Source organism: uncultured Phyllobacterium sp., assembly GCF_902479695.1.
GTDB classification, from domain to species: Bacteria; Pseudomonadota; Alphaproteobacteria; order Rhizobiales; family Rhizobiaceae; genus Phyllobacterium; species Phyllobacterium calauticae.
In genome coordinates, this window is sequence record NZ_CABSQF010000019.1 from 1 (window position 1) to 20,721 (window position 20,721).

Annotated in this window: 16 protein-coding genes and 2 pseudogenes; 8 read left to right on the forward strand and 10 right to left on the reverse strand. The window is 53.7% G+C overall.

Annotation, left to right across the window (positions count from 1 at the left end; genetic code table 11):
• Nucleotides 1-290, forward strand: a pseudogene (locus RDL77_RS13170) (hypothetical protein); the annotation flags it as partial.
• A 119-nt stretch (nucleotides 291-409) separates the two neighbouring features.
• Nucleotides 410-1,421 (forward strand): annotated as a pseudogene (locus tag RDL77_RS13175) (IS30 family transposase).
• A gap of 167 nt (nucleotides 1,422-1,588) precedes the next feature.
• Here the strand turns inward: RDL77_RS13175 and rfaD are convergent.
• The 4 genes from rfaD to RDL77_RS13195 are packed head-to-tail and all read right to left on the reverse strand — an operon-like array spanning nucleotide 1,589 to nucleotide 5,788.
• Nucleotides 1,589-2,569 (reverse strand): ADP-glyceromanno-heptose 6-epimerase, encoded by a 981-nt coding sequence (gene rfaD, locus RDL77_RS13180; RefSeq protein WP_288193227.1) that lies wholly within the window; start codon nucleotides 2,567-2,569, stop codon nucleotides 1,589-1,591.
• 16 nt (nucleotides 2,570-2,585) lie between these two features.
• A complete protein-coding gene (gene rfaE1, locus RDL77_RS13185) occupies nucleotides 2,586-4,037 on the reverse strand; it encodes a D-glycero-beta-D-manno-heptose-7-phosphate kinase (protein WP_288193228.1) in 1,452 nt (483 codons plus the stop codon).
• 1 nt (nucleotide 4,038) lies between these two features.
• Nucleotides 4,039-5,229, reverse strand: coding sequence for an AGE family epimerase/isomerase (locus tag RDL77_RS13190; protein ID WP_288193229.1), 1,191 nt, complete (start codon nucleotides 5,227-5,229; stop codon nucleotides 4,039-4,041).
• A 16-nt stretch (nucleotides 5,230-5,245) separates the two neighbouring features.
• The gene (locus RDL77_RS13195) at nucleotides 5,246-5,788 is read right to left on the reverse strand and encodes an HAD family hydrolase (RefSeq protein WP_288193231.1); all 543 of its coding nucleotides are present in this window, start codon (nucleotides 5,786-5,788) and stop codon (nucleotides 5,246-5,248) included.
• A 153-nt stretch (nucleotides 5,789-5,941) separates the two neighbouring features.
• Here RDL77_RS13195 and RDL77_RS13200 point away from each other — a divergent pair, with 153 nt between their 5' ends.
• From RDL77_RS13200 to RDL77_RS13225, 6 genes are all read left to right on the forward strand, one after another.
• Complete coding sequence (locus RDL77_RS13200) at nucleotides 5,942-7,231, forward strand: FkbM family methyltransferase (RefSeq protein WP_288193232.1); 1,290 nt, start codon at nucleotides 5,942-5,944, stop codon at nucleotides 7,229-7,231.
• Between the two features lie 52 nt (nucleotides 7,232-7,283).
• A complete protein-coding gene (locus RDL77_RS13205) occupies nucleotides 7,284-8,228 on the forward strand; it encodes a TylF/MycF/NovP-related O-methyltransferase (protein WP_288193233.1) in 945 nt (314 codons plus the stop codon).
• Between the two features lie 171 nt (nucleotides 8,229-8,399).
• Nucleotides 8,400-9,236, forward strand: a complete 837-nt coding sequence (locus RDL77_RS13210) for a class I SAM-dependent methyltransferase (protein ID WP_288193234.1) — start codon at nucleotides 8,400-8,402, stop codon at nucleotides 9,234-9,236.
• Between the two features lie 306 nt (nucleotides 9,237-9,542).
• Nucleotides 9,543-11,678, forward strand: a complete 2,136-nt coding sequence (locus RDL77_RS13215; RefSeq protein WP_288193235.1) for a hypothetical protein — start codon at nucleotides 9,543-9,545, stop codon at nucleotides 11,676-11,678.
• A gap of 317 nt (nucleotides 11,679-11,995) precedes the next feature.
• Complete coding sequence (locus RDL77_RS13220) at nucleotides 11,996-14,659, forward strand: glycoside hydrolase family 99-like domain-containing protein (RefSeq protein WP_288193236.1); 2,664 nt, start codon at nucleotides 11,996-11,998, stop codon at nucleotides 14,657-14,659.
• A gap of 241 nt (nucleotides 14,660-14,900) precedes the next feature.
• Nucleotides 14,901-15,311 carry a VOC family protein gene (locus tag RDL77_RS13225; protein ID WP_288193238.1) on the forward strand — a complete coding sequence of 137 codons (411 nt, stop codon included), beginning with the start codon at nucleotides 14,901-14,903 and terminating at the stop codon, nucleotides 15,309-15,311.
• Between the two features lie 11 nt (nucleotides 15,312-15,322).
• Here the strand turns inward: RDL77_RS13225 and RDL77_RS13230 are convergent, their stop codons facing one another.
• The 6 genes from RDL77_RS13230 to RDL77_RS13255 all read right to left on the reverse strand — a co-directional run bounded on the left by RDL77_RS13230 (nucleotide 15,323) and on the right by RDL77_RS13255 (nucleotide 20,701).
• Nucleotides 15,323-16,093, reverse strand: a complete 771-nt coding sequence (locus RDL77_RS13230; protein WP_223616076.1) for an amino acid ABC transporter ATP-binding protein — start codon at nucleotides 16,091-16,093, stop codon at nucleotides 15,323-15,325.
• Nucleotides 16,093-16,773, reverse strand: a complete 681-nt coding sequence (locus RDL77_RS13235) for an amino acid ABC transporter permease (RefSeq protein ID WP_288193239.1) — start codon at nucleotides 16,771-16,773, stop codon at nucleotides 16,093-16,095. Before RDL77_RS13235 ends, RDL77_RS13230 begins: the two co-directional genes overlap by 1 nt.
• A gap of 84 nt (nucleotides 16,774-16,857) precedes the next feature.
• On the reverse strand, nucleotides 16,858-17,643 hold the full coding sequence (locus tag RDL77_RS13240; protein ID WP_288193240.1) for an amino acid ABC transporter substrate-binding protein: 786 nt from the start codon (nucleotides 17,641-17,643) through the stop codon (nucleotides 16,858-16,860).
• Nucleotides 17,644-17,829: 186 nt separating this feature from the next.
• Nucleotides 17,830-18,909, reverse strand: a complete 1,080-nt coding sequence (locus RDL77_RS13245; RefSeq protein ID WP_288193241.1) for an ABC transporter ATP-binding protein — start codon at nucleotides 18,907-18,909, stop codon at nucleotides 17,830-17,832.
• Nucleotides 18,910-18,926: 17 nt separating this feature from the next.
• Nucleotides 18,927-19,775: a carbohydrate ABC transporter permease gene (locus RDL77_RS13250; RefSeq protein WP_288193242.1), complete on the reverse strand. Its 849-nt coding sequence runs from the start codon at nucleotides 19,773-19,775 to the stop codon at nucleotides 18,927-18,929.
• A complete protein-coding gene (locus RDL77_RS13255; protein WP_374042717.1) occupies nucleotides 19,775-20,701 on the reverse strand; it encodes a carbohydrate ABC transporter permease in 927 nt (308 codons plus the stop codon). The genes RDL77_RS13250 and RDL77_RS13255 overlap by 1 nt, the downstream gene beginning before the upstream one ends.
• Nucleotides 20,702-20,721 lie beyond the last annotated feature (20 nt).

Consider the following 20,721-nt stretch of genomic DNA (forward strand, 5'->3'; position numbering starts at 1 on the left):
GTGTCACCCATGCGGCGGTGACCGAGAACAAGCGGCTTGGCGAGGTATTGTCGTTGATCAAGGCCCATCAGGACCCGCTCCCTGCACCGAAGGTGAAGACCAACAGCGAGGTCATCGCCTATCAAAAGCGCGCACGCAAACCGTCGCGGCGCAACAGCTGGGTCGAGGAACGAAGGGAACGCAGACTACGGGAGCAGGCTGCCACAGATCTATTCACTGTCGCCGGGCAGAGCTGCGATATTGAGGTCTCCGCCCTGCCCGGCGACACACCTCGGCATCTGTCAGGATGACATTCTAACTTTGCACAACAAGCGACATTTCAACCTTGCTGCCACATAGTGTGTAGCCGGGTACATTCTATTTTCAACTGCAACAGATACTAAACCCTCTTTGTTTTCAGGAGGATGCAATGCGCAGCAGTTTCCGTCAGTTGAGCATGAATGAACGCCGTATCATAGCGCAGATGCTGCAAGCCAAATCAGGATTGGCTCAAATTGCGATGGTTCTGGGTCGAAACCGTTCGACGATCCACCGTGAGATCAAACGCAACTGGTGGCATGACAAGGACGTGCCGCAAGCCGATGGCTATTGGCATGTAACGGCACAAAGTCTGTGTGAACGCCGGCGACGGTCGTATCGCAAACTGCATCAGCATCCACAGCTGCGTCATGACATTATTGATCGCTTGAAGGCTGGCTGGTCTCGGGAGCAGATTGCCGGCCGGTTGAAGATCGAGCCGAATGGTCAGCACCGTCTGTGCCACGAAACGATCTACCGGTATGTCTATTCCGAAGACGGTCAATCGCAGGCCCTTGCGCGCCACCTGCCCGAGCGCCGCCGCAAGCGCAAACCTCGCTATGCGAGAAAGCCGAGAGGTCTGGCGTTTCCTGACTGTATGGCTATTCGCCACCGCCCCGACCAGATCAATGACCGTGGCGAGTTTGGTCATTGGGAAGGCGATCTGATGATCTTCCGCCGGGAGCACGGCAATGCAAACATTGCCACGCTGGTGGAGCGCAAAAGCCGTTACACCGTGCTGTTTCGCAACAATGACCGGCAATCGAAGCCGATCATGGGCCGTCTGATCAATGAACTGTCACCGCTCCCGCATTCGGCAAGACAAAGTATCACATTCGACCGGGGCTTTGAGTTCGTGTCGTGGCGGGATCTGGAGGCTGGGATGGGGACGAAGGCATGGTTCTGCGACCCGCAGGCCCTGGCAAAAAGGCTCCGTTGAGAACATGAACAAACGCGTACGACGCTACCTGCCGCGCGACACAGACCTCTTGTCGCTTCCGCATCAATCCGTCCGGTCAATCTGCGAACGTCTCAACGCAACCCCGCGAAAGTGTCTGGATTACAGAACGCCCACCGAAGTGTTCAGAGACCAGTTGCTTGATATCATCGCGCCACAACGATAGCCTGACCTAACCCGCCGTTGCATTTGAAGTAGAACCTACAAACGGCCTATCACCGAAAAGGCCTTTGCCTATGAACGGATTGGTTGGGCATGTTTATGCTCAACTCCCCCTGAGGAGCGTCGTACGGCCGATGATAACTTTGCAAACTCGCCGATAAAACTACGCCTTCACCGGTATTGGTCCGTTTTCATCAGATAGCTCTGTACGTATTCGCGCACGCCCTCCTCGAGACTGTAGAAGGGTTTGCTATACCCCGCACTTCTCAGTTTTTCCATCTTGGCTTCAGTAAAGTACTGATACTGGTTGCGGATGGATGCAGGCATATCAATAAATTCCATATCGACAGATTTGCCATTGGCAATTCCGATAGCCAGCATCAATTCCCGGAACGACCGGGCTTTCCCCGTCCCCAGGTTAAACAGGCCACTGACACTACGGTTGCCAAGCAACCAACCTATGACAGAGGTACAATCCTTAACATAGATAAAGTCGCGCAGCTGCTCCCCGTCCGCATAGCCTTCCTTATGCGATTTGAACATGCTGATTTTCTTGTCGGCCAAGATGAGCGGCGTGTTCTTTGCCACGAGACTCTTCATATCTCCTTTGTGACCTTCATTCGGGCCATAGACATTGAAGAACTTCAAACCTGCCCATTGCGGCGGAGCCTGATGGCGGCGCGCCCGCTCGAGTGCCCAGCGATCAAATGCATGTTTCGACCAGCCGTAGAGATTAAGCGGTTTAAGCATATCCATGCCCGCGTCGCTGTCGTCGTCAACAAAGCCAGCACTGCCATCACCGTAGGTTGCAGCAGAGGAAGCATAAATGAATGGCGTTCTTGTACTAATGCACCAATTCCAAAGCCGGACCGACAGCCGGAAATTGGATCTGACAATTTCATCTGCGTCAGTCGCCGTGGTCGATGAGTTCGCCCCCATATGAATAACGGCATCTGCACCGGCCAACCCTTGCAGATAAACATCGACCTCATCGGGAAACACGATGTCGTCAAAGCGACGCTTGGCAATATTGCGCCATTTGCTGTCAGTGCCCAGTGAATCGACAATGACGATATCGCTTCGTCCCGTTTCGTTGAGGTCAGCAGCAACGTTCGAGCCGATGAAGCCAGCCCCGCCAGTCAAAATTATCATTGGATCTACTTTGCTTTCAAGTCTTTAGCCGTTGAATCAAACCAGTCGTAGAATGGCCAAGCGTCAGATGCGCCAACATTACCGAACCGCCCGAAGCGCGAACGATATCGGCGCCGACCACCTGATCTTCAGTATAATCCGCTCCTTTGATGAGGACATCGGGTTTGATCGCGGCGATGAGTTCGTAGGGTGTATCCTCTCCGAACAATACCACCGTTGCCACACCTTTCATCGCGCCGATGGCTTCCGCCCGCGCTTCTTCCGTCTGCACAGGCCTTGTAGCGCCCTTCAGACGGCGAACCGATGCATCGGTATTCAACGCAATGACAAGCCGATCGCAGCTTGCCGCTGCCTGTCTGATCAGCGATACATGCCCAGGGTGGATGATGTCAAAACACCCATTGGCCAGGCCAACCGTCAAGCCGCTGTCGCGCCAAAAGGATCTGGCCGCCAATAAACCTTGAATATCGAGCAAGCGCCCATCTTGAATGTCAAGATGCCCCTCGGAGTCCTGGATCGACGCTACCAGTTCTGCAGGCGAGACCGTCGCAGTCCCAACTTTTGCGACAACAAGACCGGCAGCATGATTGGCCACACGCATAGCCTCGATGAGCGGCACCCCAGCTGCAATTGCTACACCCAAAGCTCCGACAACCGTATCACCGGCACCAGAGACATCAAAAACCTCACGCGCAACGGTAGCAAGATGGATCGGTTGGAGATCCGCCCCAAAATAAGACATGCCCTTGTCTGAACGCGTCAGCAGAATGTCAGCCCCGCAATTTTGCCTTGCAATCTCAGCGGCTACGGCAGCCTCTTCATCGGTTTCGCAGGCTTGGCCAGTCGCCTGTGCCAATTCTGCCCTGTTAGGGGTTATGATTGATGCACCGCGATAGGCAGAGAGATTACGGCGCTTTGGATCGACCAGAACAATCTTACCCATGGCTCTTGCATGCGAAATGGTCTGTGACAGTACGCGATCGCTGAGCACACCCTTTCCATAGTCCGATAAGATTATTAAATCCGAGCTTTCAATCGCATCCTTGGCCGCTTCTATGATCGCTTCTTCTATAGCTGGTGATATCGCAGAGGTGTCTTCGCTATCGACACGAACAATTTGTTGATGATGCCCCATTATGCGGGTTTTGGTGATGGTGCAGCGGCTGTCGTCAAAAACGACGCGATCGAAATCAACGTTGGAAAACGGGGTCAAGCTTGCTACCAGCCTGTCGTAACTCACATCACGATTAGCAATACCGACCAGATTGGCCCGCCCCCCAAGCGCTGCCACATTCGCGGCAACATTGGCAGCCCCGCCGGGGACTACACGTTCGGAAACCCGGCGCACAATCGGCACCGGCGCTTCGGGTGAAACACGATTCACATCACCTTGTATATAAATGTCGAGCATCAGATCACCGATGATCGCCACCTTCGCAGACGCAAACCGCTGCACTATATCCCACATTTCAAGTCGCTCCTGACATCTGCGTCTCGGCCGAATACCCTGCTTTTGTTAAGGGCGCCAACTCCACAAAAGCCGTGTAGAGGTGATAGAGGCTGCTGGCTGGTACGAAGTCAATAAGCGCACGATGCGCTTCATCGACCCGATCAATCCAGCCACCTTCGAAGGGTTGGTGAAGAAAAGTATTGTTCAGGGCATATGCCATCGCCTCCGCCACGGGTCTGGCATCGCCATCACCTGCCACAGTCCTGACTGCGGCAATTTTCGCGCCTTCCGCGTGCGGCCAAAGCCGGTGAGACCGCCGCCTCGCCTCCATTGTCAGCGATACTTCATCATAACATAGAAGCTTGGCGTTGAGGCCATGCCGACGAGCCGTCTGCCACAGGCGATCGGAAATCGAACTCTCATCTGTCTTGGCGAGTGAACCGAATCTACGCAAGAGCCAAGCCCATTCAAACTGGTGACCTGGCTCGTAAAAAAGGTCGGGCGATTGCTCATCCAATACTGACCAGTCATTACCATATTTTTCGACGAGCACGCCATGCTTGTGCATGAACATCCTGCTTTTGAAGTGCTCCACTATAGCCGCAGCTCGAACGAGAAAATCCCCGTCGGGAATGGCTTCGTGAAGAGCAAGATAGGCCTCAAGCAAATGCATAAGAGGGTTCTGCTCTTTCAGAGAGGTGGAAGGCGGAAACTGATCAAAGAGGCCAAAGGAACGGGGATCACTTAACCGTTGATCAACAAAGCTCACGACGTGGTCGATAGCCAGCCGAAGGTTCCTGTCACCCGACAATCGATAGGCAGCGGCAAAGGAAAAAAGTACGAACGCATGTGTGTAGCTATCCCTGACACTGGAAACAACATCGCCATTCTTCGTAATAGAAAAGTGCAGGCCGTTCTCTACACCACCAGCATCGCAAAAGCATTCCAGAAGATTCTCAACAGCCCGCATGGCATAGTCCGCTCCTTGCGGGAACACGCCGGTCGATGCAGCATGGCTGTAGACAAAAATCTGACGCGCCTGAACCATAGCGCGATGCGGAATGTTGAGCAGAACATTGCCAGTGAGATCCAGTCGCTCTGCAAAGAGTGACGTCTCTTTAGAGAACGTGTTGTCGTGCCAAAACGGCAGAACGACGTTCTTTATATGCGCGCAATAGCTTTCAATCGATTCGGAATAACCAACAGTCATGGGTTCTTGATTTAACCTAAGAGGAAACGTGTGTCGATGAAAGGCATTGAAGAACGAACTGATCCAGATCCCCACCTGCAAATTTGAAACCCCGTATTCCAGCAGCGGCAGCGGCTTCCAGATCGCTATCCTTGTCCCCGATAAGAAACGACTGCGCAAAATCAGTCGGATAATCCCGAAGCCCACGGAATATCATGCCAGGATTGGGCTTCCGGTCAGGATGATCCTGTCTGTATGCCTCCAGCGGTGCGTCTGGAAGATAGGGACAATAATAGAACGCCGAAATATCTCCGCCGCTTCGGGTAAATTCGCCGTTCATCCAATTGTGGAGCGCTTGCACGTCACCCTCCGAGAAAAAACCACGCGCCACACCGGATTGATTTGTAACGATCACAACGCGATATCCAGCGTCCTTTAAGCGTTTCAACGCCTCAAAACAGCCCTTCATCCATACAATTTCATGCGGATGGATGGGATATCCGGTATCCACGTTCAAGACACCATCCCTGTCGAGGAAGGCCATCGGGCGCGTGTCACGCGTCGCATTGGCGATCACCATCAACACCTGCCGAATAAAATATGACGTTTCAAAAGCAAGGTTTCTACTCTCTGACTATCGGAGGTTGCATCTCCACTCGACGCGCATACCATGGGCGTGTAGGCTAACCAAGCGCATATTAGATACTTTAACGCAGGATTAATAGCAGAACGGATGAACACGATACCCGAAACGCCGGCGGTGAAGTCAATTTCAACGCGATATGGCGATATGACATACTTTGCCAAAGATTCTGGCGCCATAAGGCTCTCCCTCGAGACATATGGCGAATGGGCCGAGAATGAAATCAGCTTTATCAAGAAATTCCTACAGGACGGTGACACCGTCATCGATGTAGGAGCTTATATAGGAACGCATACACTCGCTTTCGCCCGTCATGTGGGGCTGCGGGGGTCCGTCATTGCTATAGAAGCGCAAAGAACGACGCATCAACTTCTGATCCAGAATGTCGAAGCCAACGCGCTTGCCAATGTGCGTATCGAAAACGCAATCGCCGGAGCGCAAGTTGGGGATCGCGATTTATTGGCGATCAATCCGGATAGTTCGGACTCCTTCGGCAGCGCGTCGGTGCTCGCTGCTGTTCCGGATGTAACAAGGGTTGTCACCGATGGTTCACACCTGTCCGTTCGCCAGATCACTCTCGACTCACTGGATCTTCAACAATGCCAGCTGATCAAGATCGACGCAGAAGGCATGGAGCATTTCGTGCTCCAAGGTGCATCCAGCACGCTGCAGCGCTTGTCCCCAGTGATCTATGCCGAATGCAACTCGCTCGATGGCGGACTGAAAACCTGGGAGATTTTGAAAAATGATGGCTACCAAGTCTTTGCTCATGTGGTTGATGCCTACAATGAGCAAAATTTCATGGCAAATCCGCTCGACATATTCTCAGGCGCACGAGAGGTCGCGCTCGTCGGCGTGCAGGGCAAGAACCTTGAAATATGCAGGGCCTATGTTTCTCGGAAATGCGAGATGGTCCTTGAGTTAGAGACGGCGGATGATCTGGCACTGGCCCTTTTCAACAAACCGCAATATGTTCCGGAAATCCTGCGCACCTGTGCCGCCGCCCGGACTGGCGGGGCACTGATTCTAGACACGCATGACAATCAAAAACTGGAGATCGAGCGATCTCACGGCGACGTCGCCTTCCTGCGGGATAAGCTTGCCGCAGAAGCAGCGGAAAAAGACGAACTGAAGGCACTGGCAGCTACCTCCTCACGTGTCATCGACGAGCTGCAGCGCGACGACCGCATTTTGCGGGAGACAATTGCCATATCGGAAAGTCATTCCAATGACCTGCGTTTTCGTTTCGATCAAATAACAAAGGAAAAGACCGAATTGCATCATCGACTGACTGCTGTCTATGGGTCGATGTCCTGGAAAATCACCGCCCCGTTGCGCGCTTTTACATCTATGTTGCGGGGCCGACAACGAACGAACTGACCTACAGTATCTGAATTTTTTCAAAATTTCGTCTTACATAATGGAGTTGCACGTGGATCGCGGAACAGACATTAAGTCGACAGATTTGCAGAGCCTTCTGGAACGTCTGAAACAGCTTACAGATCGGCTGGAATATCTCGAACAGCATCATGGCGACGCGCTGACCGACTTCGGCCAGCGGTTGGCAGCAATCGAAGAAAAACATGGTGATGCACTGGTTGCGCTCGGTTCCAGGCTGGCGCATCTTGAGTCAAGGACGGGGCAAGTAGATGCACCCGCCCAGCCGCAGCCTGCAGCCAAAACACATGATTTTACCCTGCCGCCAGGAACATTTCTCGGTCATATCCCGGAACGCTACAGCAGCCAATTGAAGCGGTACGAAGCCTTAGGAGGCATATTCGGCAACGAAATCAATACCATCAGCTACGGCTACGGCGATATGGTGCGGTTCTACGGGCTGTGCATGGCGTTTGATCTCATCGAGAAGGACAAAATCAAAGGTGAAGTGGTCGAGCTTGGTGTTTATAAGGGCGATACCGCTGTACTGCTTGCCAATTTCGCGAGAAAATCGGCGCGTCAATTGTACCTCCTTGACACGTTCAACGGTTTTGACGATCGCGATCTGGAGCTAAACGAACAGCACCTGAGCGGTGCCTTCAGCGAGACAAGTCTGGAGTTCGTGAAGAAACGTGTTGGTGAAGAGAACACCAGTTTCGTTCAAGGTTTCTTTCCCGATACCGCCGCGCATCTTCCGGCATCAGGCCGATATTCCCTCGTCCACATCGATACCGATCTTTACGCGCCGATCAAAGCGGGATTGGAATATTTTTATCCCCGGCTTAACGACGGTGGCTTTCTTATCATGCACGACTACATGAGTTTGTGCTGGGAAGGCGCCATTCGAGCTATTGACGAATTCTTTGCGGACAAACCGGAACACATCATCCCGATTCCGGACCTTGCCGGAACAGTGATGATCCGTAAGATCGGCAGATGAACCCGCCAAGTCAGATTGTCATGTTTGCGCAATACAATTGCAGTGTCCTGTTTGGTAGTTCCATTTTCCAAAACGGGAAAATATCGTGCCGGCACAGAACCAATCATCCTGTGTTCGGCTCCCGTTTACGCAACTTGATGATTGTTTAGAATCCGGAAGATCAAAGCAGATATGAATTGGACAACCCAGAACTGTGAAGACAAGATTTACTCTCACAAATTCAATGATGTGGTTAGGATTATCAGTGAATGGTTTGAAGCGCATGGCGGCGTAGCTGACAAAGATGTGCTCGAGTTTGGATGTGGCGAAGCGACAGTTGCACTCGGGTTGGCTCTCCAAAAGAAACCTCAAAGGCTCGTTGGGGTCGAGATTTTGGATGTGGTTTTCAAATGCGCGGATTATGCGCGAAAAAACCTGGGCCTTGAGACACTGCCGAATAATCTGGAGTTGTACAAAATTGAGCCAGGGCAGCGGCTTACCGACCTGGGTACCTTTGACTTCATCTACACATGGTCGGTTTTTGAGCATGTCCGAAGGGACACCCTACAAGATGCATTCCGCAGTATTGCGCAGATTCTAAGGCCGGGTGGCGTCGTGTTCCTGCAGATATCTCCATTGTTTTATTCGCGCGACGGATCCCACTTGGCACCGTGGATCAATCAGCCATGGGGACATCTCTCCACGGAGCACGATGTATTTAAAGAAACTTTATGGGATGCGCCTGCAACCCCCGAGGCACTCAGAAAGGCTTGGTCAGTCTATATACCGTTAGATGCCGACCAGGAGATTGAGCGGCAAAAATTGTGGGAGACCTACGTCACACTCAATAAGATTACAGCGCCACAACTGGAAAGAGCTGCCACGGATGCAGGCTTGCAGATAATAAGGGATTATCGAACTAAGAATGATGATGCGATTCCCTTGGATATTGCTGAAATTTATGACGAAGACACTCTCCGAACGGAACAGATTGTGTGGTTATTGACCCATAAGGAGCCGAGATCTTGAGCCGCCTGGGTTCAACAGCGGCGTTCGTGTATTAATTAAATGCAGCTCGTCGGCTGCTATAGATTCGGCGCCACCGGTTATCTTTGGGAGAAAAGTCTTCGAGGACCGGTCGGAACAAAAAATTATAACCATGTGAAATGGCATGGCTTGTCCACCCTGAAGAACTGACGATCACCGGGCTTTTACACTAGATGATAAATACAAATTATACTGTGAATTGGGTCGGACTAAATTAACAACATCATTGTGCGTTTGACAACCGCATGACAGTGACAAGCATCAGCAATTGAAATGGCTCCAAAGCACGTGACAATCAAAACATCCTCTTTAGACACTCCATTTCGAATCTGCTCTTGGCTATGTGCCCTTGTCATCGTAGTACTTGCCGTGTTCCAAGCCATGGTCGCTTACAATCCTGTTCCGGTATGGGACATGCAGGAAGGGTATCTTGGGTTTCTTGAAAAATTGCAAAACGGCGATTGGGGAGCTTGGATCGCCCCGCACTATGAGCATCGAATTCTCCTGCAAAGGATCATATTCTGGTTTGATAACTATATATTCGGTGGCGTCAGCATCTTCGCTATCGTAGCGAACTTCATTTGCATTTCCTGCAATGTAGCCCTGCTTTATCTGCTGGCGAAGCGGCGGAATGCCTCATCCCTTCCACTTGCTCTTATCATTTGCTGGTGTTTTTTGCTTGTGCAGGGTGAAAATATCACGTGGGCATTCCAGGCTCAGTTCCACTTGGCTTATCTTGTGCCTTTGGCAGGGCTGTATTTAATTGCCGTCGAGCGAAAAGACCTAAATTGGCTGCGATGTCTTGGGGCAGTCGGGGCAGGTCTCCTTTCAATCGGCACCATGGGCAACGGAATTCTTGCCCTACCGCTCTATGTCGCTTATGCGATTGTCATGCGCTTCCCGGCACGTCTCACCAGCATCTTTCTCGGTGGACTGACCTTGGAGGTTTTATTTTTACTATCGAACCATAGCCCTGGTACTGCTCAACTAAATCTAGATTTATTGACCAACCTAGATACGATACTGCTGTTCTTGCTCAGATTGTTGGGATCGCCTTTCTATCACCTGCTAGGATCGTCTGATCGGTTCCACCAAGTCGAGATAATTGGACTCGTTTATCTACTGCTTCTCTCGACGAAAACTATCCAATTGCTTCGTCAAAAATCTTCGGCCCCAGTGGATTGGGCGCTGGCGACCTTCGCCCTCTACGTCGTCTTGAGTTATGCGGGTGCGTCTGTTTCCCGCTCCAACGTCGGCATGGCACTCGCTGTCACGACCCATTATACTACCCCTTCCCTGTTGGGCTGGATGGCTCTTGCGATCCTTCATTTCGACTGTTTCCAGCAACAATTGAGCGCAGCTTGGCGGTTCATAGCATTTTTTGTTTTTTCGCTTGTTATTGTCACCTATCAATATTCCGCGTTGGGTTATTTTTCCGGCCCTCTATTCGACTGGAAGGTCGCCACGCTGGGCTTGGCATTGGGTGCTGATGATCAGATTGCACAAAGAAGACTTGCAGCGCCTGAGTCCTACAGAGAGATAAAACGATATTCGGAACCAGCGTATCAATCGAACTTTAGCTATTTTCAATCAATTCCCTTTTCTGGCATCAGAGAACAGCTTGGACAGATATCCGCTGAAAACAAGCAGCCAAACCTGCAGGGCTGCTCGATAGCGCCATTTCAGATGATGACAACCACAGACCCCAAATTCTTTCGATTCTCTTCATTTATTGAATTAGATGCAGCGCGTAGTAACACGTATCCGGATTTTGTACGCATTCTCGACGAAAAGAACCGTCAACTCGGTTTCGCACTGGTGCAAAGTGGATGGAGGGACAGGCGCGAGATCACTCCAGTTAATGGTAAATATCGTTTTAAGGTCGAAGGCTATGTCGCGAGCTCAATTGGACGACATATTGATATCGTAGCGGAAGCTGGTGGGAAGCAAGTCTGCAATGTGAGCACCGAAATACCTTCTCAGCCAATGCAACTCAAAATCCCATTCGCCTATGGATCAAGCGGTGATCTGCCGATCGCGCAGGTATCGAATGTCAAAGATATTACAGGTGGAGATGGACTTCAGACCAATTTGTGCAGCTATGGACTTCAGGTCCTCGGCACATTTGGTCCAGACGGGGATGCAACTAAGGCTGCGCTACGGTTTCAACTGAGAAGCGGCCAAAGCTTCCTATATCGTTCAGGACCAACAGCAGGGAATCAACGTTTGTCGATTGTTGATGGTTCGCAGTTCCTCATGCCGCAGGCGCTGGATTGGTTAGAAGTTACTCTGGATCCCTCGCTTTACGGGAATAAGGATTCCATTGATGTATCCGTATTGGATGAAGGAAGTGGTTGGGGGGAGTGGTCGGCAATTGCTGTTCGTGTGCCTGTCGACCAGTGCAGACCGCCACACAAGGAATGAGTTGAAGTTTGGCCGCAGGTGTTATGAGCAGTCTCGGACTGCGCCTTTCAAACAGCCCAGATGGATCATTCCCTGGAGCTTATTGGATCCTTCATTGATGCGTACTGACCGCCCTTCCCTGTGGTAACCGTCCGTGCAAACGCTGGTGCGTGGCCCGCAAGATCCAGCCGGGCAGGCAAAACGATGAATTTTTTGCGGCCATTACAACAATGTTAAATAAGATCATTGGACTTGGTGCGGCAATTTGATAGGCCTTCATTAAATAGGTGACGGAGGGGGGCGTTACCTCCTTGGGATATTAATAGCTGAGAGGCGAAATGAAGATTTTAGTCGGACTAATTGAGCACATTGGTGATATCATCGCGTGTGAGCCTGTCAGTCGCTATCTCAGAAAAGCCTATCCGGATGCGAAAATTACATGGGCGGTCAGCAAAGCCTATCGCGAGTTGATCGACACCAATCCCAATGTGGACGAAACCGTCATCATCGACTGTCTTACGGATTGGATAAAGAAGGCCAATCACGAAAAATTCGATCACGTGGTCGATTTGCATGTCAACTTCCGGGTATGCGAGTGTTGTCGGATACCTTTGCTCAAGAAGCATGGCAATCCACTTGTAAATGCTCATGAATGGTTCGATTTTGGCTCGATCCTCCAGGCGTTTTCAATTGGCGCCGGCTTGCCTCCCCTATCGGCAAGCCCTCGAATTTACATTGATGCCAATGCAAGGACTTTGGTGGATGCGCTGGACCTTCCTGCCAATTATTGCGTGATCCATCGAGAGTCCAATGATGCCATCAAGGACTGGGAGCCGCAAAAATGGGCAGAACTGGTTTCCTGGCTCCAACGAGAGCTGGGAATAGCCGTCGTTGAAGTCGGTTCTCTCAAGAAGCAGGCGCTGCCGAGCCCGCTCGAAGGAACGATTGACCTGGTAAACAAGACTCCGTTGCTTGCTACCGCCGAAGTCATCCGGCGCGCCAAGTTTTTTATCGGAATCGACAGCGGCCCCGCACATATGGCAAATGCTGTAGGTGTTCCTGGTGTTATCCTGCTTGGCCGGATTGGGGTGTTCAGGAACTACAATCCGTTTTCCGGACATTTCTCGGATAATGGCTCGCATGTGAAAATCGTCCGCAATCTGACCGGTCCTGTTTGCGAGATCAGTGTCAGCGAGGTTCAGGAAGCAACCGCGTATCTCTCATCTCTCATCTCGATGAAACCTCGGGAGGACGCGGATACAATACCGATCGAAGCTGGAGGAACATCGCACGCTACTGCCGAAGATCGTGCGCTCGTCCTGCAGTCTGGAATGTTCGATGCCGCTTGGTATAGCGTCCATATCCCTGAAGTAGACGGGAGCGAAGCCCTTGATCATTTTCTCTCGATCGGCGGATCACGTGGCATTTCTCCGAGCCAGCATTTCGATTCCCAACACTATCTGACCGCCAATGCGGATGTTGCCAAAGCCGGTCTCAATCCGTTGGTGCATTATTTGAAATTTGGACGGCGGGAAGGGCGATCGATGCGCGTCCTCTATCAAAAACCGCCATCCGCTTACTCAAGCACGGAACTGGCTCCCCATTGGCGTTCTCCGACACTTGAGACCGAGGATTCTGTTCAGGTGCCGGAAGGTCAACTGCCGCAAAACGAGGTACCGCGGGTCTTTGCCTTCTATCTGCCCCAATTTCATCCAATCGCGGAAAACAACTGGGCTCACGGCACCGGGTTTACCGAATGGACCAACGTCATCAAAGCTGAACCACTTTTCCCCGGCCATTATCAGCCGCGAATTCCGGGGGAGTTGGGTTACTACGATCTGCGCTCGCTCGACGTGATGAAGGCGCAGATCGATTTGGCATTAAAACACGGCATCTCTGGATTCTGCTTTTACTACTACTATTTCCAGGGCAAGAAACTTCTCTACAAGCCGATCGAAAACTATATAAAATCCGATATAAAGGCTCCCTTCTTCTTTTTATGGGCGAATGAAAACTGGAGCAAACGCTGGGATGGCGGTGACAAAGAGGTCATCATCGCGCAGAATCACTCTCCCGAAGACGATATTTTGTTCATTCAGGAGCTCATCACGACGTTCCAAGACGAGCGATACGAGAAGGTCGACGGCAAGCCGATCTTGATGGTTTACAAGTCCCATCTGTTTCCAGATATCAACACCAGCACTGATATTTGGCGTGAAGAGGCCAAACGCCATGGATTCCCGGGTCTTTATCTTGTGATGGTGGATGATTGGTCTCAGGAGCCAACGCATCCGCGAGCACTCGGCTTCGATGCGGCTTATGAGATACCCGGCAACACCATTCCTGAAAACGTGCTCAGCGACCATATTGCGGCAAGTGATCTGCCAAAAGATTTCGAGGGCCGCATCGTTGACTACAGAAAATTTGCCAGCTTTCACACAGGTCGGCCTTTACCGGAATATCGCAGACACCGGACCGTAATGCTACCATGGGACAATACGCCACGATATGCATCCCGCGCCATCGTCCACGTCAATACCGAGAATGATGCATATCGCATCTGGCTGACTCAAGCCATGCTCGATACTTACCGCTACCGCACGCCGGATGAGAGAATTGTATTTCTTCATTCATGGAATGAGTGGTGTGAAGGCACCTATGTCGAGCCAGATGGGCGGAATGGCCGGCGCTACCTCGAAGAGACAAAGGCAGCCATCGACGACGTCCGGGACATACTCGCGCTGGATCCCACCGGCACGGCATCGCGCGCACTTGCAACACTTCGGCGGGTTGCACGCGAGAAAGACGAGGGCGCCTTTCGAGTGGTGCAAGCAGCAAAGATTCAGACGCGACACATATTCAACGAGCTACAGCAAACGCGTGCGACCCTGACAAAAGAACTTGAATCGGAGCGTACGCACAGATCCGCTTTGCTGAAATCTATATCCTGGCGCCTGACAGCGCCAATTCGGGGACTTCGCAAGATCCTCGCGAGACTATAGGTCGATGGGTTGCCGGCAATTGTGATGTTGGACCAGGAATTGCCGGTAAGCCACGTCGGATGATCGACGATGCGGAGCCTCCTCATTTCAAGCACAGCTGACACGGATCGCTGTCCCTGTCAGTTGGAATATTCCAAGGGCTTCTGTCTTCAATTTCCTCGTGACTGATCCGCATATGTGGGTAATGTGATCGGCATTTGCTCTTGGCTGAAGTATCGTTTCAACGTCTGGAGCGTCGATCATGATCCTGTCCAATTATCTTTTCTTTACAACGACCTGTGAGCAGGCACTCGCCTTTTATGCCGAGTGCGGTTTGGGATGCATCACCGAAGAATTGCGCTATGGGGCAAACGGCATGCCAGTGCCGGCCGAAGCCATGCGCGGCAAGATCATGCATGCGCGCTTCGAAGGTCCGGGCGTCCTCTTCTATGCCTCGGACAATGACGATGCCGAACCCATGCGCGGTTCCGCCCATATGCTTGTGATCGAAGACCGGGATGATGCGAAACGGCTGTTCGAGCACCTCGCGGCGAGCGGCACCATCACCACGCCGTTCGGACTTCAAGTCTGGGGTGATTTCTTCGGCAAGCTGACAGACCGGTTTGGCGTCCAGTGGATGATCAACGTCCCGACAAACGCTAAAACGTCCTGACGGCTTTGCCCTCAGATACCCTCGCCATGCATATGGCCCTCATGGGTCAGCGTCGCGATAAAGCGCTTGGTGCGTTCCTGCTTCGGCTGGGTGAAGATATCATGCGACGTGCCGGTCTCCACGATCACGCCGCCATCGAGCACGATGGCCTGATTGGCAATGCGCGAGGCCAAGCGCAGATCATGCGTTGCCATGACCATGGTCGTTCCCTCCCGTGCGAGCTGGGCAAGCACGTCAACGACTTCACCCGAGAGTTCAGGATCGAGCGCCGATGTCGGCTCGTCGCAGAGCAGGATTTTCGGCGATGGCGCCAGCGCGCGCGCAATCGCGACGCGCTGCTGTTGCCCGCCGGAGAGGGTTGACGGCCATACCTCCGCCTTGTGCGCAAGGCCAACTTTGTCGAGCAGCGCCATGGCCCGCTCCCGCGCCTTCTCCTTCGGCCATTTCAGAACGGTCGTCAGCCCCTCCGTCACGTTCTCGATCACGGTGCGATGCGGAAACAGCTGAAAATTCTGGAACACCATGCCCGAATGCCGGCGCACCAGCTGGATGGACTTGGTGGTCACCTTGACACCAGGCTGGAAATCCAGCCGGTCACCGTCAATTTCCACGGAACCGGAGGTGGGAATCTCCAGGAGATTCATGCAGCGCAGCAAGGTGCTCTTGCCACCGCCGGATGGACCGACAAGCGCCATGACCGAGCCCTCGGCAATGCTCAGAGACACATTCTTCAGGACCGTCAGATCGCCGAAACGCTTCTCGATATGCTTCAGTTCAATCATCATGACCGTGCCTCCAGAAATCCGCCATAACGATTGAGACGCTGTTCGAGCCGCGCCTGCAGGGAAGAAAGGACAGAACTCAAGATCAGATAGATGATCGCCGCCTCCACATAGAGGATCAACGGCTCATAGGTGGTGGCAACGATGCGCTGCGCCGCCTGAAACATTTCAGGCACGGTAATGGCAGCCGCCAGCGATGTGTCCTTGACGAGGGAAATGAACGTGTTCGACAGCGGTGGCACTGCCACGCGCGCCGCCTGCGGCAGGATGGTGCGGCGCATGGCCTGCGACCATGTCATGCCGATGGAATAGGCTGCCTCCCACTGCCCGCGCGGCACGGATGAAATCACGGCACGCAGGATTTCCGACGTATAGGCGCCGATATTGAGGGTGAAGCCGATCAGGGCCGCGGTAAAAGCGTCGAGCACGATGCCGGCACTGGGGAGCCCGTAGAAAATCAGGAACAGCTGCACCAGCAGCGGCGTGCCGCGGATGATCCAGACATAGAACTTGACGATAGCCACGAAGGGCCAGGCCGCAAACAGCCGGACGAGTGCCGCGATCAGACCGACGGTCAGCCCGAGCACAAAGGACAAGAGCGTCAACGGAATGGTGAAAATCAGCCCGGCCCACAGGAGCGGCCCGAGAGATTCAAGCATCAGTGTCAGCCAATGGGACAAGGCTGCATCTCCCTCAAAAGAAAAGGCAGGGAGTGTGATCCCCCTGCCCTGTTAGAGCGTACTTTTTTCCGGGCGTAAACAGCCTTACTTCGAAACGTCCTGGCCGAAATACTTGTCGGCGATCTGCTTGTATGTCCCGTCGGCCTTGATGGTTGCAAGCGCCTTGTTGATGGCGGCAAGCAGGTCCGGTTCACCCTTGCGGATGATGATGCCGGAGAAATCGGCATTGTCCTGGGTTGCTGCGATCTTCACATTGGCGTCCGGCTTGTGCTTCTTGAAATCGAGGAAAGACAGGCTGTCATTGACCGTCGCATCGGCACGGCCGCTGAGCAGGAGCTGGATCGACTGGTCAAAGCCATCGGTGCCGACAAGCTCCGCGCCATTGCTCTGGGCAATCTTGCCGAAATTGCTCGACAGCGACTGAGCCGACTTCTTGCCCTTCAGATCGGCGAAAGACTTGATGTCCGTGTTGTCACCCTTGGTGATCAGCACGGCCTTGGAGGCGATGTAGGGCTCGGAAAAATCATACTTCGCCTTGCGCGCTTCGGTGATACCAACCTGGTTGATGACCGTGTCATAGCGCTTGGCATCGAGCCCGGCGATCAGGCCGTCCCACTTGCCTTCGAGAAACTCGGCTTTCACGCCAAGGTTCTTGGCAATGGCTTCGCCGATTTCCACATCGAAGCCAACCAGCTTGCCCGCGGTGTCGTGATAGGTGAACGGCGCATAGGTGCCTTCCGTGCCGATCTTGAGCACGCCGGCCGTCTTGATCTGTTCAAGGTTGGATTGCGCCTGCGCCTGGGTTTGCATCGGCACAGTTGCCAGAGCCTGCAGAGCGCCAACGACGAGTAGGGATTTGAGCCAGTTCATTTTTTTGTTTCCATCCTGAGTTTCCAAGCCTTTCGGCGGATGATTGGAAAATGTCACTTTGTCCTAAGCATGCACAGGCACTATTCGCTGTCATCAAACGCGAATTTGTGAATTTAATACCACAAATGCCCAATACAAGGAAAAATAATTCCTCGCCCGAAAGACCGGCAGGGCCGTGTTTCCACGTCAGGCCGCCGGATCGATCCTTTGCCCGGTTGCCGGGTTGAAAACGTGCACGTCGCTGGCCCGGATTCCGATGCGCATGATGTCGCCCGGCTTGCGGTCCGTCCGGCCCATTGCATAGATGCAGACCTGCACATCAGCCAGGGTCGTGTAGAACTGGGTCGACAGCCCCAAAGGTTCAATGACCTGGATCTTGACTTCCAACGCGTCCGAACTGCCGACTTCGATGTTTTCCGGGCGGATACCGAGGGTTATCCGCTCGCCGTCCTCGATGGGCAGTCTTGCATTGAGGGCAATTGTCTGGCCGTCACCGAGCTGCGCCTCAACCGTGGCATCGCTGCGGTTGACCACTGCCGGCAGGAAGTTCATGCCGGGCGATCCGATGAAGCCTGCGACAAAGAGGTTGGCTGGATGGTCGTACAGTTCGAGTGGTGTACCGACCTGCTGGATCACCCCGTCGTGCATCACCACGATACGGTCGGCCATGGTCATGGCTTCCACCTGATCATGGGTGACGTAGACGGATGTTGTCTTCAGCTGCTGATGCAGCGCCTTGATTTCCGTGCGCATGTGCACGCGCAATTTTGCGTCAAGATTGGACAATGGCTCATCGAAGAGAAACACCTGGGGATCGCGCACAATCGCACGGCCCATGGCCACGCGCTGGCGCTGGCCGCCGGAGAGCTGGCGCGGCAGGCGCTGCAGGAAGAGGTCGAGACCGAGCCGCTTGGCAGCCGCGCCGACACGGTCGAAAACCAAATCCTTGGCGGTTTTGCGCAACAGCAGGCTGAAACCCATGTTGGATGCCACATCCATATGCGGATAGAGCGCGTAGGACTGGAACACCATGGCGATATCGCGATCCTTCGGTGCGACATCATTGACGACACGCTCGCCGATACGGATTTCCCCGGCGGAGATTTCCTCCAGCCCGGCGATCATGCGCAGCAGGGTCGACTTGCCGCATCCGGATGGGCCGACAAGCACCACGAACTCGCCATCGGCAATGGAAAGGTCCACCGCTGACAACACATTCATCGCGCCATAGTTTTTCTGAACATTGGTAATGGTGACGGAAGCCATGAGCTTATCTCTTTCGATTATCCCTTGACGGCACCGGCGGTCAGGCCGGTCACGAGGTAGCGTTGCAAGAAGCCGAAGAACAGGCAGGCCGGTATGAGCGCCAGCACCGAGGCGGCCATCATCTGCCCCCAGTCGACGGCAAACTTGCCGATGAAGGTGAGAAGGCCGACGGCGAAGGTTTTCTGGCTGTCGCTGCTGATCAGCATGAGGGCGAAGAGCAGTTCACTCCATGCGGCGGTGAAAACGAAGCCGAGCGTTGCGCCCATGCCCGGCAGGGTGAGCGGAATGATGACCCGGCGCAGCGCCTGGCTGCGGCTGCAGCCATCGATCATCGCAGCCTCCTCCAGGTCCTTGGGGATGCCATCAAAGAACGACTGCATCAGGAAGGTGGCGAAGGCGATGTTGAACGCCGTGTAGATGATGATCAGCCCGGTCAGGCTATTGGTCAGCCCGAGCTCACCCATGATGCGATAGATCGGCGGAATGACCATCACCAGCGGGAATGTCTGCGTGAGCAGCAGCGTCACGGCCACGGTGGTTTTGCCGCGGAATGAGAAGCGAGACATGGCATAGCCGGCCGCAGAGGCAATGACGGTGACGAGCACGGCTGTTATGACAGAGACAATCACGCTGTTGAGGAAATAACGCGGGAAGTCTGTTGCGCGCAGAACGGTCTTGTAATTCTCCCAGGTCGCCGACGACGGCCACAGCGTGATGCCTTCGGAATACAGGAGTGATTGCGGGGTGACGGAAATCTTCAGCGTCCAGAACAGCGGAAACAGCGCGAAAATGACGTAGGCGGCAACGGCGCCATAAAGGCCGATGCTTCCTAAAATTCGGGCTCTACGAGAACGACCGGCAATCATCAGGAATACCTCACAAGCGAGCGGCGGATGCGGATGAGCACAACCGCATAGAGGATGAGAAGCGCCAGAAGCAGCACGGCGACAGCCGAAGCATAGCCTTTGTCCAGGGTCTTGAAGGCGCTGACATAGATGTAGGTCGCAACCGTATTGGTCGAACCGGCCGGGCCACCCTCGGTCATGACGTAGATGAGATCGGCGAAAGTGGCGATCCAGATCGTCCGCAGCATGACGGTGATGGCGATGGTCGGCGCCAGGAACGGCAGCGTTACCCTGGTGAAACGCTGCCATGGGTTTGCGCCATCGATCGCCGCCGCTTCATGCAGCTCCGATGGAATGGATTTCAACGCCGCCAGCAGGGTAATGGCGAAAAACGGCACGCCGAACCAGACATTGGCGATGATCGGGCCCCACATGGCGGTGGCCGGATCGGAAAGAATATTCGTGGGCTCGGACTTGAGGCCAAGCGCAAAAAGCCAGTGCGGCAACGGGCCGACAATGGGATTGAACAGCCAGGCCCAGGTCAGGCCGGAGAGGAAAGACGGCACGGCCCATGGCAGGAAGACAATCGCCTGTACGACCTTCTTGCCGAAAAACGGCCGGTCGAGCAGCAGAGCCAGCCCCAGTCCGAGAAAGAACTGGAGAAACAGGCTGGCAACCGTCCACCACAACGTGTTCATCAGGGCCTGTCCGAGAACCGGGTCGGACAACAGAGCCTTGTACTGGGCCAGCCCGACATAGTCCGACTTGAACGCCGAGAACTTGCGGAAGGAATAGCTGACGCCGAAGATCAGCGGAACCACCAGAACGACAAGCAGCAGGACAAGCGCCGGACTGAGATAAAACCACGGCTCGAAAGCAGCGCTGAAGCGGCGCTTGCTGCTTGCCCTTCTCTCCTGTTGCGGCGTCAATGCCGCGGTGGATTGCATTGCCATGTTTCTGGCCCCTC

What these genes read in the sequence shown, in the direction of transcription:
- RDL77_RS13220 (WP_288193236.1), top strand. Translation starts at nt 11,996, where the DNA reads ATGAAGATTTTAGTCGGACTAATTGAGCACATTGGTGATATCATCGCG.
- RDL77_RS13210 (WP_288193234.1), top strand. Translation starts at nt 8,400, where the DNA reads ATGAATTGGACAACCCAGAACTGTGAAGACAAGATTTACTCTCACAAA.
- RDL77_RS13195 (WP_288193231.1), bottom strand. Translation starts at nt 5,788, where the DNA reads ATGGTGATCGCCAATGCGACGCGTGACACGCGCCCGATGGCCTTCCTC.
- rfaD (WP_288193227.1), bottom strand. Translation starts at nt 2,569, where the DNA reads ATGATAATTTTGACTGGCGGGGCTGGCTTCATCGGCTCGAACGTTGCT.
- RDL77_RS13255 (WP_374042717.1), bottom strand. Translation starts at nt 20,701, where the DNA reads ATGCAATCCACCGCGGCATTGACGCCGCAACAGGAGAGAAGGGCAAGC.
- RDL77_RS13250 (WP_288193242.1), bottom strand. Translation starts at nt 19,775, where the DNA reads ATGATTGCCGGTCGTTCTCGTAGAGCCCGAATTTTAGGAAGCATCGGC.
- RDL77_RS13240 (WP_288193240.1), bottom strand. Translation starts at nt 17,643, where the DNA reads ATGAACTGGCTCAAATCCCTACTCGTCGTTGGCGCTCTGCAGGCTCTG.
- RDL77_RS13200 (WP_288193232.1), top strand. Translation starts at nt 5,942, where the DNA reads ATGAACACGATACCCGAAACGCCGGCGGTGAAGTCAATTTCAACGCGA.
- RDL77_RS13230 (WP_223616076.1), bottom strand. Translation starts at nt 16,093, where the DNA reads ATGATTGAACTGAAGCATATCGAGAAGCGTTTCGGCGATCTGACGGTC.
- RDL77_RS13225 (WP_288193238.1), top strand. Translation starts at nt 14,901, where the DNA reads ATGATCCTGTCCAATTATCTTTTCTTTACAACGACCTGTGAGCAGGCA.
- rfaE1 (WP_288193228.1), bottom strand. Translation starts at nt 4,037, where the DNA reads ATGTGGGATATAGTGCAGCGGTTTGCGTCTGCGAAGGTGGCGATCATC.
- RDL77_RS13245 (WP_288193241.1), bottom strand. Translation starts at nt 18,909, where the DNA reads ATGGCTTCCGTCACCATTACCAATGTTCAGAAAAACTATGGCGCGATG.
- RDL77_RS13190 (WP_288193229.1), bottom strand. Translation starts at nt 5,229, where the DNA reads ATGACTGTTGGTTATTCCGAATCGATTGAAAGCTATTGCGCGCATATA.